The following is a 14,894-nucleotide window of genomic DNA, read 5'->3' as shown; positions in this document are numbered from 1 at the left end:
GGGCTGCGGGTCGGGCGTCGTTGCCCGGAAGTCTTCGGGGGCCGGTCGGGCCGGCGGGGGTCCGGACGGCGAAGGGATCGCCGAACCGCCTGCGGCGTACGGAACCCGGGACGATTCCATCGGCGGGCGCGACGGCCTCCGCCGTGTCAGCGGGGCGGCGCCAGGCGGTCGACCAGCGTGTGCCAGCCCGTCTCCAGGCGGTCGAGCGGCATTCCTCGTCCGGCGACCAGGTGGTGGACCAGGGCGGTGTCGAGGTAGCCGAGCAGTGTGTGCGCGATCAGTTCGGCGTCACCGGCCGCGCCCGTCGCGCGCAGCAGCATCGTCACGTGGGTCAGGCGCAGCCGTGCCGCCGGCACGCTGTACGGGCGGACCGGGTCCGTCCGGGCGGCCAGGATCACCTCGTGGTGGTCGCGTTCGTGGCGCAGCACGGCCGGTCCGAAGGCGTGCAGGCGCTCGTCCGCCGGGGCGTCGGGACCGAGCGGCGGCGGGCCGGACAGGAAGGCGGCCTGGAGCTGCCGCTCGCGGTGGTCGAGCAGGGCCAGGAACAGGCCGGCCCGGTCGCCGAACCGCCGGAAGACGGTGCCCTTGCCGACTCCGGCCGCGGCGGCCAGCCCCTCCATGGTCAGGTTCGCGGCCCCGCACTCGGCGACCAGCCCCGAGGCGGCCTCCAGGAGCCGCGTGCGGTTGCGGGCAGCGTCCGCCCGCAGGGCCGGCGGTCCGCCGACCGGGCCGAGAGCGGGCTCCGTCACGACGGTCACGCCGTCGGCGCCGGGCGGAAGGAGGGGCAGGGACGGGAGGCGGCCGGTCATGCCTCCAGGGTAGCCCGGAAAACCGAGAAGTGGACCGCGGTCCGGTTAACTGGTACAACAGTAAACGGACCTCGGTCCGGTTTACTCTCCCCAGCGCCTTCAGGAGTTCCCATGTCTGTTCGCATCCTCGCCCTGGTCGGCAGCCTCCGTGCCGGCTCGCACAACCGCCAGCTCGCCGAGGCGGCCGTCAAGCACGCTCCCGAGGGCGTCGACATCGAGATCTTCGAGGGACTCGCGGACGTGCCCTTCTACAACGAGGACATCGACGTCGAGGGCGCCGTACCGGCCGCCGCCGCGTTGCTGCGCGAGGCCGCCGGCCGCGCCGACGCGCTCCTGCTGTTCTCGCCCGAGTACAACGGCACCATGCCGGCCGTCCTGAAGAACGCGATCGACTGGCTGTCCCGCCCGTACGGCGCCGGGGCCATCTCGGGCCGTCCGGTCGCCGTCGTCGGCACCGCCTTCGGTCAGTACGGCGGTGTCTGGGCGCAGGACGAGGCCCGCAAGGCCGCTGGGATCGCGGGTGCCGCGGTGCTGGAGGACGTCAAGCTGTCCATCCCCGGTTCCGTGACGCGCTTCGCCGCGACGCACCCGGCCGACGACGCCGAGGTGGTGGCCTCCCTGACCGAGGTCATCCAGCAGGTGACCGCCCAGGCCGCTCCCGCCGCGGCCTGACGCCCACGACCCGGCGGCACCGCGGTGCTCGTACCGCGCGTGCCGCCGGGTCGGCGCGGCTCCCCGCGCACACCGCCGCCCGCGCGCAGCCCCCGGCGCGCCGGACGGATCCTCCTGAGCGCCGCGCCGTCCGTCACCTGGGCACACCGGTCGGCGACGGCCTGGCTCCCACGGACGGCAGGGCCGAGGAGACAGAAGGCCGGCGGCGCGGTCGACGCGATCGTGCGCGGCGAGGGGGAACCTGGGGAACCTGCCGTCGCGCCTCTGCTCCGGGCCGCCCGCGACGGAGGACTCACGGACGTTCCCGCCATCGTCTGCGCGGACGGACGCGGCCCCGCCCCGACGTTGCCCGACAGCACCTGTCCCGCAGGCGCGTGAGCCCCGACGACAACCTCCGGGCGCTGGAGGCGGCGCGCCGTGTGGGCATGATGGTCGCGATCAACCTCATCGTCGACCCGGCCTGGGACGCGGAACGCTTCCGGCTCGTCCGCGAATTCGCCCTCGCCGTACCGGAGATCGTGCACCTGACGGTGACGACGGCGTACCCGGGAACGGAGATCTGGCACACCGAGGCCGCCGGCTGGCGACCCGCGACCACCGCTCTTCGACATCCAGCACGCCGCCGGGCCGGCAGGACCTGTTCATCCACGCACGGCCCCGTCACGCCCCCACTGCGCACCGGCCCCGAACCACGTCGAGTTCGGGGCCGGTGCCGTCGGCGCGCTCGCCGCCGCATGCGCCGTCACAGGCCGACCGTCGCGGCCCGCGCCGCTGCCGGGCGGCGGTGCCGATGGGGCCGGGCCCGCGGTTCCCGCTGCCGGCACTCTCGGATCCGTCTCCCGTTTTCGGTGTGACCCGTGACCGTCTCCGGTGCTTCCGGCGAACCACCGTAGGTCGGCGGCGTACCGCGCGGCCGGGATTCCACCGGCTCGCGACCGGCGGCCGCCGGAAACCTGATGAAGTCACCCGGCACGCGTTCTCGGCCAAGTGACCGCCCGCCTACCGTCATTCGCGTACTCGGCGGCCAAACAATTGGTCGCCTGGGCGCCAGATGGGGGAAATCACATGGCTCCGCCATCCGAACTCCTCGACCTCAACAATGACACCGGGGTGTGCGGGCGAATTCTGGAACTCCTCGAGAGCGAGGGAGCACGATTCCGGCTGCTGCACCACGCACCGGAGGGCCGTACGGACGTCGCGAGCCGGCTGCGCGGACACCCGTTGAACCAGGCCGCCAAATGCATTGTCGTCCGCGTGAAGATCACGAAGCGCAGCAGCCGGTACGTCCTGGCCGTCGTCCCCGGCGACCGGCTCGTGGACCTGGAGGGGATCCGGCGCCTCTACGGGGGCAAGGACGTCTCCTTCGCGCAGCGGGACACCGCCGAGGAGCTGGCGGGAGCGGTGTGCGGTTCGATCACGCCGTTCTCGTTCCACCCCGATCTCGAAGCGGTGGTGGATCCGGAACTGCTGCGGCAGGAGGAGATCTTCTTCAACGCGGCCCGGCTCGACCTTTCCGTCGCGCTGAATTCCGAGGATTACGTCTCGATCGCCCGGCCGCGTATCGAAGCGGTCGCCCTGGACGCTACCGATGCATTTGCTGATCACCGTCGATCACCGCTGAACTGGAGTGGAAACATGACGATTCTGGACACCACGACCACTTCCTCCGTCAAGCCCGCAGCCGTCCGGCCGCCGAACGCGTGGGGAAATGAGCCCGGCGAATTCCTGAAGGCTCTCAATTCGCCGTGGTACAAACTCGTGGCCGATCTTCAGGATCTGATCCACAGGACCACGGCCGAGTATGCGACGTCGCGCGGACTCAAGGCGCTCTACCTCCCGCTGACGGTCCGCACCATCACGTGCCCGACGGGCCTCGGCAGCGACTCCGAGCCCGTACCGGTCACCGTGAACGGGGTCGACACGTACCTGCCGGACTCCAACCAGTTCATGCTCGAGTACGGCATGCGCCTCGCCCCCGGCGGCTGCTACAACATCATGCCGTCGTTCCGCGGCGAGGAGCCGGACACGACGCACCTGAACCAGTACAGCCACAGCGAGGCGGAGATCCCCGGCGGCATAGACGAGCTGATCGACTACGTCGAGGGCTACGTCAAGGCGCTCGCCGGGGCCGCCCTGGAGGCGTACGGCGACCGCATCGCGGCCGCCGCCGGCGACACCTCGCACCTGAGCCGCATGGCCGAGTACAAGGGCCACTTCCCGCGGATCACGTTCGAGGAGGCCGTCTCCCTCCTGGAGGGCGAGGAGGACTGCGTCCGTGACGAGGGCACCTGGCGCACGCTGACCCGCCGCGGCGAGCACAAGCTGATGGAGATGGTCAACGAGTTCATGTGGGTCACGCACTTCGACCACCTCTCGGTGCCCTTCTACCAGGCCTTCGGCGACGAGGAGCAGCGCACCGCGGCCAACGCGGACCTGTTCTTCGGCATGGGCGAGGTCGTCGGCTCCGGTGAGCGCCACTCCAACGCCGAGCAGATCCGCAAGGCGCTGGTGATGCACCAGGTGCCCGAGCGCGACTACGCCTGGTACGCCGAGATGAAGCAGGAACTGCCCATGCGGACCTCCGGTTTCGGCATGGGTCTCGAGCGGTTCCTGATGTGGGTCCTCAACCACGACGACATCCGGGACATCCCGCTGGTGTCGCGGGTGGGCGAGGACAAGAAGTGGCCCGAGAGCGTCCACCGCCCGTGACCGCCGCTTCAGCTGTGTGAGCAGCGGGGCCCGCAGCGCGCCGACGCCGGCGGGCCCCGTCCGCACGCCTACCGAGGACCGTGTCATGGGCGTCTACCTGAACCGCAACTTCCTTCTGTCCTACGTCGCGTCGTTCGTCTCGCTGTTCGGCTCGAAGCTGCTGATGATCTCGTACGTGGCGTTCGTCTACGGCGAGACCGGCAGTGCCACGCTCGCCTCGGCCGTCTTCGCGGCCGACTGGATCGCGAACCTGTTCGTCGGCCTGCTCGCCACCCGGTACATCGACCGTGCCGACGCGCGCAGGCTTCTCGTGCTGCTGAACGTGGTGGCCGCCGCCGTCACCCTGCTCTTCCTGAGCGCCCTGTCGCCCCGGATGTTCCCGCTCGCCGTCGGCGTGGTCTTCGCCCGCGCCCTGCTGGGCAGCGCGGTGAACGCGGCCCGGGTCAAGGCGCTGGTGCAGTTCTTCGACGAGGAGCAGACCGACACCTACTCGACGGTCTTCAACTCCAGTCTCTTCCTGGCCATCGCCGCGGCCGGAGCGGTGGGCAGCTTCATCCTCCGCTTCGTCGATCTGCGGACGGTCGTGCTCCTGGACGTGGCGACGTTCCTGCTGTCGGCCGCGCTGTTCGCGCTGGTGCGGCCCAACCGGCGGCGCATCGAGGCGGCACGGCGGGAGAGCGCCGGAGTCAGGGAGAACGTCGTCGCCAACCTGCGCTCGGCCGCCGTCCTCATCGCCCGCAGCCCCGTGATCTCCTCCGCCTTCTTCTACATCGTTCTCGCGGTCACCGCGCTCCAGGCGACGTACGAGGTGCTGATCACCGCGGTGCCCGAGCTCTGGTTCGGCATGGGCCGGTCCGGTATGGCGGTCTTCTTCACCGCCGAGTGGCTCGCGGTGTTCGCGGGCGTCTTCGTCTACCAGTACCTGAGCCGGCGCGGGATGGTGCCGGAGCGCCTGCAGGCGCGTCTCACCGTGGCCCTCGTCGGCTTCGCGGCCCTCATGTACGCGGTGCTGCCACTGGCACGCGGCGGTCTCGGGCCCGCGCTCGCGGTGTTCGTGCTGCTGGTCTTCGCCGGTGAGGTCGTCTGGGCCCACCAGTACAAGCGGCTGATCGCCCACTCCCCCGACAGCCGGGTGTCCTCGGTGGTCGGGCTGCTGACGGCGGTCTACTACAGCCTCATGGCGCTGGCCGGCTTCGCCTTCTCGCTCGGCATGGACACCATCGGCGTCGAATGGGCCATCGGCATCGACGTGGCCGTGATCGTGCTGCTCGTCGCGGGCTGGGAGTACGCCGCCCTGCGCCGCCGGCAGCGCACCGCCCCCGGCTCCCCGGAGCCCGGCTCTTCCCGCCCCGCGGGCACCCTGCCCGCCCGCCCGCTCGTATCGGTGACCGCCCCGGCCGCGGGGCGTCCCACGAAGGAGGAAACGGCATGACCGCCGCCGACTTGGCCCCCGCGCACGCCGCACCGCACACCGCCGTGTTCATCGGCACCCGGGGCCTCGAGGCGTTCGACCCCGCCCTGTTCGAGGACCCTGAGTCCGTACGGCTCGTCGGGATCTTCTCCACGCCCGACGCCGCCCACCTCACCGACGAGTGGCGCGGCTGGTTCGACGAGGTCCATGTCGTGCCGACGGCGGAGGCCGACCCGTCCCCGCTCCTCACCCCGCAGATCGACGTGGACGCGGGGACGGAGATCGTCGCCGCGCTGCTGCGGGGCACGAGCCGGGACGGGCTGACCGTCCACACGTATCTGGAGCAGAACGTGCTGGGCGCGGCGGAGATCCGCGAGCGGCTCGGGCTCTCGGGGCCGTACCCCGCCGATGTGATCCCCTTCCTCGACAAGCTGGAGATGAAGCGGCGGGTGGCGGCGGCGGGCGTGCGCGCGCCGGCGTTCGGCTCCTGGGAGCCGGAGCGGCACCGGGCGGGCGTCCGTGCCCACTTCGACCACATCACCGGCCGGGTCGGGCTGCCGTTCGTGCTCAAGCCGACCGACTCCGCGGGCTCCATCGGCGTCGTCACCGTGGAGAGCTACGACGACTTCGCGGCGCTTCCCGAGGACGGAGAGCTGGGACGGGCGTACGAGTACGAGGAGTTCATCGACGGCCGCATCTACAGCGTCAACATCATCTCGGCGGCGGGGAAGACCGTCTTCGGTGGTGTCACCGAGTACCTGGTGAACTCGGCGGACGTGGCCGGCGGCCGGGTCAACGCCGACATCAACCTGCTCGACGACGACCCGCGCGTGGCGCGCATGGTCGCCTTCGCCGGCAAGGCCCTGGACGCCCTGGGCAGGCCGGACGGCGCCTCGCATCTGGAGCTGTTCCTCACCGGGGACGACGAGCTGGTGTTCCTGGAGGTCGGTGCGCGCTTCAAGGGCATGTCGGGTCTGGCCGCGATGCAGCGCCACTACGGCGAGGCCCTGGTGAACGTCGCGTTCGGCATCGAGAGCGGTGTCCGCAGCCGACGGTGGGAGGGCGAGCAGGTGTACTGCTTCGACGCGTGCATGCCGCTGCGCGCCGGAGTGGTCGGCGAGCGGCTGGAGCCGAAGATCGACAGCTCGTACGAGATGCGGTGGACGGTTCGCCCCGGTGACCGGGTCGACGGCACCTCGGACCTGGTGACGGTGGGCGGCACGTTCCTGGTGTGGAACCGTGACTTCGACGCGCTGTACCGGGACTTCAGGCTGCTGGCCGAGTACCAGCCGTTCGCCTACGCGTAGGGCGCGGTGCGCCCCGGGCCCGCCGTCCGGACCGGACGGCGGGCCTCTCCGGCTCCCCGGGGTGGTCAGCTCGGGGCGATCAGGCGGTCGACGGCGGCGGTGCCGGAGGTGTAGCCCGCCGCCATGGCCCCGGCCTGGACGGCGGGCCGGCCGCCTCCGTCTGCCGGGACGAGGCCCTGGGCGGCGAGGGGCTGCTGGGCGAGGGCGAGCGGGCCGGCCTGCGCGAGCATCGGACGCACCGGCTCCGGCCAGGGCGGGGGTGTCTGGACGGGGGTCTGCTGCCCGTACAGCACCAGTTCCATCGCCGAGACGAGCCGCACCACATCGGGGTCGGGGCGCACGACGAGGCGTACGAACCGGCTGGAGCTGCCGATCTTGTTGCCGCATTCGCGGACCAGGACGCCGTGTTCCGCGAGCAGCCGGTCCCGCAGGACCTGTCCGTCCGCGCCTTCGGGCAGGCGGACGTAGACGAAATTGCCCTGGGACGGGTAGACGGTCAGGCCCGGCACCTGGGAGAGCCGCGAGATCATCTCCTGCCGGTCGCGGCACACCTGGCGCAGGCTCTGCGCGTACTCCTCGCGGTGCTCGGCCAGCATGAAGACGACGGTCTCCGCCAAGGAGTTGAGGTTCCACTTCGGCAGGGCGCCCCGGACGCGCGTGGCGAGGGCCGGGTTGGCCACCAGGTAGCCGAAGCGCACTCCGTGCAGGCCGAAGTTCTTGCCGAGGCTGCGCAGCACGATCACGTTGGGCCGCAGCACGGCCTCGGCGGCGACGCTCGCCTCCTGGCCTCCCTCGGCGAATTCGAGGAACGACTCGTCGACGACGACGAGGTCCAGGTCCTGCAGCTGGTCGAGGAGGGACACGACCTGCTGCTTGGACAGCATTCCGCCGTCGGGGTTGTTCGGGTTGCAGACGACGGCGGCGCGCGAGCCTCTGCTCCGGACGAACTGCACGAAGGCTGCGGGGTCGAGGGCGAACCCGCGTGCCTCCGGCAGGAGCAGCATGTCGACGCGCTTGCCGGTCTCCATCGGCTGGTCGGTCCAGCGGCCGAAGGTCGGTACGGGCACGGCCAGGGACTCGCGCACCAGCAGGTGGTCGATCCACGTGATCAGTTCGGTGGAGCCGTTGCCCATGGCGACGGTCTGCGGGTTGAGGCCCAGCAGCCGGCAGAGCTCGCCGATGATGGTGTCGGCGCTGCTCGGGTAGTAGGTGAGGATCTCGCGCAGTCCCCGGCCGAGTTCGTCGAACATGGCGGGTGTGGGGAAGTACGGGTTGCAGGGGATGCAGAAGTCGAGGATCTCTTCGGCGCCGCCACCCGCCCTGTTCAGGGAGAAGTAGGACGGGCTGTGCGCGGTGGACGCGCGGAACAGCGCCGTGACGTTGCTGCCGGCCAAGACGTGCCTCCCCTGCCTGTGGTCGGCCGCACGGATCGCACGGCCGCCCACAGGTACGTCCGTCCCGGCCCCGGCGTTCAACTCCGGGCCTGGTCGGGGCCGGTCACCGACGCGGGCTCACGCGAGGGCGGACGCGGGCGTGCTGCCGCCGTCAGCCGCGCGGTCCGGTCGCCTCCAGGAAGTCGTCCCGCGCCTCCGCGTACCGCTTTGCGGCGACGAGGAGCGTGGACCTGTCCGTCAGCGCTCTGGCGAGCACGGCCCGGCCTGCGTACTCGTCCGTCTCGGCCAGTCGGCGTGCGAGAACGACTCCTTCGTCGAACAGGGGCCGGAGAGGTTCAAGAATGAGGTGAGTGCGCCTCTCCCAGGAGAACACCGAACGGATGTTCTCGGCATGGCCGGTCCGCCCTGTGATTCTGCGAGCCGCGGACAGCGGCCAACAAGGCTCCCGGGGCTATGCCGTTCGTCCTACGAAAACCCTCGCTGACCTGTCATGATGGATACGTCATCACCCCCTTGGCGGGCGTCTGGACCTCCCCGCCGGACATGACCTTCCTCGCCGTGGTGCCGGTCCTCCCTTCGACCGCGGACGCGAGGAGGTGGCCACGGGAGCCGACCGAAATCCGGATGCGGCGCGGTCGGGACGTGCCGCACACTCTCCGGGTGATCGCCTTGCAGCCCGTCCTGGAGACGTACGTACCCGCGGGTTTCGACCTCTGGCCGGTGGCCGACTCCGAGCCGTACGGCTTCCTGCCGCTGAACGGTGCGCTCGACGCGGCTCAGGTCGGCACGGCGGTGATGCGTATCGCCGCGTGCAACGACATCGATCCGGAGCACGACGACCGCCCGCCGCACCCCGGCGACCCGCTCGGAAGCTTTCTGCACGGACTGCTCACCATGGACCCGCTCTTCGCGTCCGGGGGCCTGCGCATCACCGACACCGCCATCGGGGCCACCCTGGTACCGGGTTGCTGCAGCGGGCTCGAGGACTGGCGCGAATGGTTCGGCGTCCTCGACGGTGACGGCGGCTCCGGCTGGTTCGGCCACGACCCGAGCCCGCTTGCCGAACGCGTCGGCGATGTCGTCCGGCTGACCGTCGACGCGGAGCGGGACGACAGTCCCGTGATCGAAGTGTCCGTCACCGAACTGCGCCGCCTGCTCGCGGGCGCCCAGCGCGATCTGGCCGACTTCCTCCAGCTGGCCGCCGGTTGGGCAGCCGTCCGTCTCCCTGGCTACGTCGTCCCCGTCACCGCCGCCCTGGCCCGTGCGGTGGACATGCCGATGCCCGCGCCGGCGTGCACGCCTCGGCGCACCGACGAGCGACGCTGACATCGAGGCGCGGTGCACGGCGGCCGGTGCGTCCTGCCCGGCCGGCGCCACATCGAGGTTGAAGTCGGGTTGTCGTCGGCTGAGTGCCAGCCCGGCTCTGACGTAGGGCTTCGGGTCGGTGTTCCAGGCTGCGATCCAGTTGCGGACGCCCTTCTCCAGGGCTTGGACGGACCTGTGGACGCCTCGTCGTATCCGCTTGGTGGTGAGTTCGGCGAACCATCGCTCGACGAGGTGCAGCCAGGATGAGCACGCAAGGGACATGTGGTCGGCGAGGGCGACGCCGCTGCCCAGGCGCGCCAGGTCAGCGTTGCCTGGCGGCAGGTGGCGCCACATTCGCGGACGTCGCCGAGCTCACCTACTACGTCACCGACATCGCCGTCCTGCCGGAGGTGCGTGCCGCCCGCGACGCCTACGTCGACACCGCGCGTCCGCCGGCCGGCACGGCAGGTCAGGTGGCCGCCCTCTTCCGACGGGAACTGCTGCTCGAGGTGGAGGCCCTGGCCGTCATCCCCTGGTGACTCGGCAGGGCGTCGCGACCTCCGGACAGGGCAGCACACCGACCGAGGGGTCGGGCGGTCGAAGTGGACTGACAGATCCACATCGTGGTGCTTATGATGCCGGGGATGAAGAACTTCTCCTCGTACGGATTGGGGGAATCATTCGCGCAAGGTGAGTGCTGATGGCACATCACTTCGCGAATCCGATTCCGGCCCGCCTGTTGATGTGGCAGCGCGTGCGCGAGTACGCCGTGCCACTGTCCATGATCGAGACCGCGACCGCACGGCGTGCGGTCGGTGACTGGGCGGGGGCCTGCGCCGCCGCCCGGATCGACGTCGATCTCGATCTGCGCGCCGTGCGCGACCGCCACGGCACCGATCTCGTCACCCGGCTCCGTGCAGATCTGCGTCGGCTGGCGCCGGATCTGCTCCGCTGGCACATGCCCCGGACCGCCCCTGACGGGCGGCTCCGCCCCGGCCTCACCATCTCCCTTGCCCGTTACGGGCGTTCCGGTGCCACGCCGCTGCAACTGGTGGTGCGGACGCCGCCGGCCCGGGCGGACGCCGGACAGCGGATGTCCCTGGCCCTGTGGGAGGAGTCGGGGAACGGTGTCCCCGGGCACCCTCAGCACCCGCATCCGCATCCCGACCGGCGTTTCCGGCTCGACCTGCACCGGCATCTGTGGGACGCCGGGCGGAGCGGCGAGCTGGCGCGACGGTGCGGTGCGGGCGGGACACCGTCCATGGGGCCGCCCGACCGGCCCCGCGCACCCGGCCGGCCTGGCCCGATGGGTCTGCTGTATGCGCCAGATCTGCCGGATCGGCCCGCTCGGCCCACCGTCCACGACGACTCGTGGGTGTCGGCATGTTGGGCCGCCGAGGCGGAACTGCTGTTGCGGGCCGAGGGCCGCCCTCGCGGGGCCTTCACCGTGCGGCTCGGTGCGCGGAGCCGCGCCGTGCTCGAACTCGTCGCCCCCGACGACAGCCATGCCCCGACGTTCCGGCCGCTGAGGGAGGCGCTCCCGCCCCAGGAGGTCGCGGCGCTGCCGGTGCTGCCAGAGGCGGCCGTCCGGGTCCTTCCGGACCTGGAGCTGCTGCGGGCCGGGCTGGTCGCGGCCGACCGGCTGCATCCGCTCGTCGCCGCGGCATTGACGGCGTCCGGCTACGTGGCGGCGTACGGCTCGGCACCGGCGGCCGGCGCCGCCCCCGAGCCCGGCGATCCGCACCGGGTGGAATGCCGGGGCGAGGTCCACCGGATCGCGCTGCGGGACGGTGTGTTGACGGCGATCGATCACGACGCGGCCCAACTGCGCCGGGAAGAACTGCTGGTGGCGCTCGGCGGCCCGGCGCTGCCCTGTCTGCGGGCGATCGACGCGGTGCACCGCAACCCGGAGGCACTGCCCGCGGTCCGGGAGCGGCTCGGCCACGGTGACGTCGCCGGGGCGCTGGCCGTGGTCGAAGGGCTGCTCGGCCCCGGTGCGATCCTGCGCGACGGGCCGCTCCGGGAGGAGCTGGAGTCGGCCGCGGCGCGCCGCATCGACCACGGGCTCTTCCGCTCGGGGCTGGTCGCCGTGCACCCCGGTGCCGGTGGGGCAGGGGGCGGGAACGCCTCGGGCGTCGGACACGCGGACGCCGGCCACCGTCCCCGGCTCGACCGCCGTACGCCTCTCGCGGTGCGTCGCAAGCGGAGCAGCCGGGCCCGGCCCCGCACCGGCCTGACCGGCTGACCGGCTGACCGGCTGACCGGCCACCCCACCCCCCCAACCCCCACCCCAAGTCCGCTCGCACTGCGCCTTCCGCGCCCCACGACATCCCGGACGGGCCGTCCCGTTCCCTATATCCCACCCCAGGTGATGCCCATGACCTCCCATACCCTCCTGCCCGCCCCGGTTCCGGCCGCCGGCACGTCCGCACCCACCACCGCCGGCACATCCGCATCCGCATCCCGCCCCCAACTCGCCCTCGCCGACGACCTCCTGACCCTCCTGCGGCAGAACACCACCGAGCCGCGCCCCGACGAACAGCTCGAGGCGCTCACCCTGGCCGTCGCGGCCGACCTGCCGGTACTGCTCTGGGGCGAGCCGGGCATCGGCAAGACCGCTGCCCTGACGCAGCTCGCCGCCTCCCTCGACCTGCCGCTGACGACCGTGATCGCCAGCGTCCACGAACCGTCCGACTTCTCCGGGCTGCCCGTCGTGGGCGACGACCCGGCGGTGCAGGGGGTGCCGATGGCGCCGCCGCAGTGGGCCGTGGAGCTCGTGCGGGCCGGGCGGGGGCTGCTCTTCCTGGACGAACTCTCCACCGCCACCCCGGCCGTCCAGGCCGCGCTGCTCCGGGTCGTCCTGGAGCGGAGGGTCGGTGCGCTGCAACTGCCGCCGGGGGTGCGGATCGTGGCCGCCGCCAATCCGCGCGCGTCGGCGGCGGACGGGTGGGAGCTGAGCCCGCCGCTGGCCAACCGGTTCGTGCATCTGTACTGGGTGCACGACCGGGAGGTGGTGGTGCGCGGGCTGGGCGGGGTCTGGCCCCGTGCGGAGCTGCCCCGGCTGGTGCCGGAGCGGCTTTCGGAGGCGGTGGCTTTCGCCCGGCGCGCGGTCTGCGGCTTCCTGGAAGCCCGGCCGACACTGATCCACCGGCTGCCGAACACCGAGACGCGGCGCGGCGGTGCCTGGCCCTCGCCCCGGAGCTGGGAGGCTGCGTTGACCCTGCTGGCCTTCGGCACGGCGGCCTCCGTCTCCCGGGAGGTGCTGGCGCTGCTGGTGCGCGGTGCGGTGGGGGACGGGCCGGGGCTCGAACTCCTCGCCCATCTGGACCGGATGGACCTGCCGGACCCGGAGACGCTGCTGGCCGATCCGGCCTCCGCCGAGCTGCCGGTGCGGGGCGATCTGCGTCAGGCCGCGCTGGAGGCGGTCGTGGCCGCCGTCGGGGCGCGGCCGGAGCGGGAGCGGTGGGAGGCGGGGTGGGCGGTGCTGGTCCGGGCGCTGGAGACCGGTGCCCCGGACCTGCTGGTCGCCCCGGCATCGGCGCTGGCCTCGCTGCGGCGCGACGACTGGGAGGTACCGGAGGCGGTGGAGCGGCTGGCCGGTGTGGTCGGTCTCGCCCGGCGGGCGGACCGGTCGGTGGGGCGGGCCGCGGCGGCGGCCGACGCCGGGCGTCCGACGGGGTCGCGCCGATGACAGGGGCCGCGAAGCGCCGGGGGCCGCGCCCGGTGCCGCGCCCGATGTCCCCGCCCGCGCCGCCGCGCCCGGTGCGGGCCACCGTGCCGGGCTCGCCGGCCGGCTCCGGCGGGCCGGACGGCCGGCCCGGACTCCCGCTGGACATGGAGAAGTTGCTGGCCGCCCGGCTGCACGCGGTGAAGGTCCGCCCCTACCTGGCCGCCGCGCTCTTCGCGCTGCACGTGGTGGAGGACCGGTCGGTGCCGACGATGGCGGTGGACGCGCACTGGCGCTGCTACGTCTCCCCCGGCTTCGTGGAGCGCACCCCGGTGGAGGAGCTGGCGGGCGTCTGGGTGCACGAGGTCTCCCATCTGCTCCGGGACCACCACGGGCGCGGCGAGCGGTATGCGCGGGAGCACGCGGAGCACGGGCCGGGCGAGCGAGGCGAGAGTGGGGGTGCCCCCGCCGGAGGCAGGGGGAGGGTCCCCTCGGCCGAAGGCTGGGAGAGGCTGCGGCGGAACATCGCCGCCGACTTCGAGATCAACGACGACATCTACGGTGACGGTCTGCCCCTGCCTGCCGGGGCGGTGCTGCCGTCGCTGCTGCGGCTGCCCGACGGGCGGCTGATGGAGGAGTACCTGCGGACGGCGTCGATGTCCGGGCTCGCCGCGGACCTGGCCTGGCTGGACTGCGGCAGTGGTGCCGACGGGCAGGACCGGCCGTGGGAGCTGGGGCCCGACGGGGCACACGGGCTGAGCAGGCAGCAGCGGGACGCGGTCCGCTTCCGGGTCGCCGAGGGGATCAAGGGCCGGCCGGGCGACGCTCCGGAGGGGTGGCGCCGGTGGGCGGACGAGGCGTTCCATCCACCACAGCCGTGGCGGCAGTTGCTGGGGGCGGCGGTCCGCTCGGCGGCGGGTGCGCCCGGGGTGGGCGAGGACCACAGCTACCGGCGTCCGTCCCGGCGCTCGGCCGGTGTCCCCGGGGTGCTGCTGCCCAGCCTGCGCCGAACGCCGCCCCGGGTCTGCGTCGTGATCGACACCTCCGGGTCGGTGAGCGACGCCGAGCTGGGCAGCGCGCTGCTGGAGGTGGCGGCGATCTCGCGGGCGGTGGGCGGGCGGCGCGACCTGGTCTCGGTGATCTCCTGCGACGCGGCGGCCGGGGTGGCCGTCCCGCTCTGCCGCGCCGAGAACATCGAGCTGGTCGGCGGCGGAGGAACGGATCTGCGCTCCGGCTTCGCCCGGGCGCTCCGCTCCCGGCCCCGACCGGACGTGATCGTCGCCCTGACGGACGGTCAGACGTCGTGGCCCTCCGCGCAGCCGCCCTGCCGCACCGTCGTCGGTCTCTTCCCCCGTCCCGTCCGCGCCGTGTCCGAGGAGAACCCCGACTACGTCCCGGACACCCCGCCGTCCTGGGCGCGTGTCGTCACCATCGGCTGAGAGAGCGCGGTGGCACGGCATCGCCACCCGGCGGGGACCCCGCGGCGCGAAGCCGGCGCACTCCGGGGGTGTGGGGGCATCTGCCCCACCGACGGGCGGCTCGCCGCCTACGCCGCCGTGGGCGGCGGCATCGTGCGCTGGACCGAGGAGAGGCCGGGCGGTCCCGGCTGGACCGAGTGGC

Annotated in this window: 11 protein-coding genes and 3 pseudogenes; 10 read left to right on the top strand and 4 right to left on the bottom strand. The window is 72.7% G+C overall.

Annotated features, from left to right (window positions below):
• Positions 1–146: 146 nt before the first annotated feature.
• Positions 147–809, bottom strand: a complete 663-nt coding sequence (locus ACWD0A_RS20710) for a TetR/AcrR family transcriptional regulator (protein WP_451300090.1) — start codon at positions 807–809, stop codon at positions 147–149.
• A 111-nt stretch (positions 810–920) separates the two neighbouring features.
• Here ACWD0A_RS20710 and ACWD0A_RS20705 point away from each other — a divergent pair, with 111 nt between their 5' ends.
• The 5 genes and pseudogenes from ACWD0A_RS20705 to ACWD0A_RS20685 all read left to right on the top strand — a co-directional run bounded on the left by ACWD0A_RS20705 (position 921) and on the right by ACWD0A_RS20685 (position 6,908).
• Positions 921–1,481, top strand: coding sequence for an NAD(P)H-dependent oxidoreductase (locus ACWD0A_RS20705; RefSeq protein ID WP_177149017.1), 561 nt, complete (start codon positions 921–923; stop codon positions 1,479–1,481).
• A gap of 359 nt (positions 1,482–1,840) precedes the next feature.
• Positions 1,841–2,111: pseudogene (locus tag ACWD0A_RS20700) on the top strand (hopanoid C-3 methylase HpnR); the annotation flags it as partial.
• Between the two features lie 435 nt (positions 2,112–2,546).
• Positions 2,547–4,190 carry an amino acid--tRNA ligase-related protein gene (locus ACWD0A_RS20695; protein WP_451300088.1) on the top strand — a complete coding sequence of 548 codons (1,644 nt, stop codon included), beginning with the start codon at positions 2,547–2,549 and terminating at the stop codon, positions 4,188–4,190.
• An 85-nt stretch (positions 4,191–4,275) separates the two neighbouring features.
• Positions 4,276–5,622: an MFS transporter gene (locus ACWD0A_RS20690; RefSeq protein ID WP_451300086.1), complete on the top strand. Its 1,347-nt coding sequence runs from the start codon at positions 4,276–4,278 to the stop codon at positions 5,620–5,622.
• Complete coding sequence (locus ACWD0A_RS20685) at positions 5,619–6,908, top strand: ATP-grasp domain-containing protein (protein WP_451300084.1); 1,290 nt, start codon at positions 5,619–5,621, stop codon at positions 6,906–6,908. The genes ACWD0A_RS20690 and ACWD0A_RS20685 overlap by 4 nt, the downstream gene beginning before the upstream one ends.
• Before the next feature lie 65 nt (positions 6,909–6,973).
• Here ACWD0A_RS20685 and ACWD0A_RS20680 read toward each other — a convergent pair whose 3' ends face one another.
• Together ACWD0A_RS20680 and ACWD0A_RS20675 are read right to left on the bottom strand one after the other, a co-directional pair.
• On the bottom strand, positions 6,974–8,302 hold the full coding sequence (locus ACWD0A_RS20680; protein WP_451300082.1) for a pyridoxal phosphate-dependent aminotransferase: 1,329 nt from the start codon (positions 8,300–8,302) through the stop codon (positions 6,974–6,976).
• Between the two features lie 151 nt (positions 8,303–8,453).
• Positions 8,454–8,675 (bottom strand): hypothetical protein, encoded by a 222-nt coding sequence (locus ACWD0A_RS20675; protein ID WP_451300080.1) that lies wholly within the window; start codon positions 8,673–8,675, stop codon positions 8,454–8,456.
• Between the two features lie 287 nt (positions 8,676–8,962).
• Here ACWD0A_RS20675 and ACWD0A_RS20670 point away from each other — a divergent pair, with 287 nt between their 5' ends.
• A complete protein-coding gene (locus ACWD0A_RS20670; protein ID WP_451300078.1) occupies positions 8,963–9,628 on the top strand; it encodes a hypothetical protein in 666 nt (221 codons plus the stop codon).
• A gap of 99 nt (positions 9,629–9,727) precedes the next feature.
• On the opposite strand, the pseudogene ACWD0A_RS20665 reads toward ACWD0A_RS20670, so the two are convergent.
• Positions 9,728–9,892 (bottom strand): annotated as a pseudogene (locus ACWD0A_RS20665) (IS630 family transposase); the annotation flags it as partial.
• Here ACWD0A_RS20665 and ACWD0A_RS20660 point away from each other — a divergent pair.
• The 4 genes and pseudogenes from ACWD0A_RS20660 to ACWD0A_RS20645 form a co-directional block, all read left to right on the top strand.
• Positions 9,881–10,146 (top strand): annotated as a pseudogene (locus tag ACWD0A_RS20660) (RidA family protein); the annotation flags it as partial. The pseudogenes ACWD0A_RS20665 and ACWD0A_RS20660 sit on opposite strands and share 12 nt — an antisense overlap.
• Positions 10,147–10,307: 161 nt before the next feature.
• Positions 10,308–11,852 (top strand): hypothetical protein, encoded by a 1,545-nt coding sequence (locus tag ACWD0A_RS20655; protein WP_451300076.1) that lies wholly within the window; start codon positions 10,308–10,310, stop codon positions 11,850–11,852.
• A 132-nt stretch (positions 11,853–11,984) separates the two neighbouring features.
• Positions 11,985–13,298, top strand: a complete 1,314-nt coding sequence (locus ACWD0A_RS20650) for an AAA family ATPase (RefSeq protein ID WP_451300074.1) — start codon at positions 11,985–11,987, stop codon at positions 13,296–13,298.
• Positions 13,299–13,441: 143 nt separating this feature from the next.
• The gene (locus ACWD0A_RS20645) at positions 13,442–14,713 is read left to right on the top strand and encodes a vWA domain-containing protein (RefSeq protein ID WP_451300272.1); all 1,272 of its coding nucleotides are present in this window, start codon (positions 13,442–13,444) and stop codon (positions 14,711–14,713) included.
• Positions 14,714–14,894 lie beyond the last annotated feature (181 nt).

The sequence above is a fragment of the Streptomyces sp. NPDC002867 genome (genome assembly GCF_053591895.1).
Note: the sequence above shows the minus strand (reverse complement) of the source record. Positions and strands in the feature narration are given on the sequence as shown.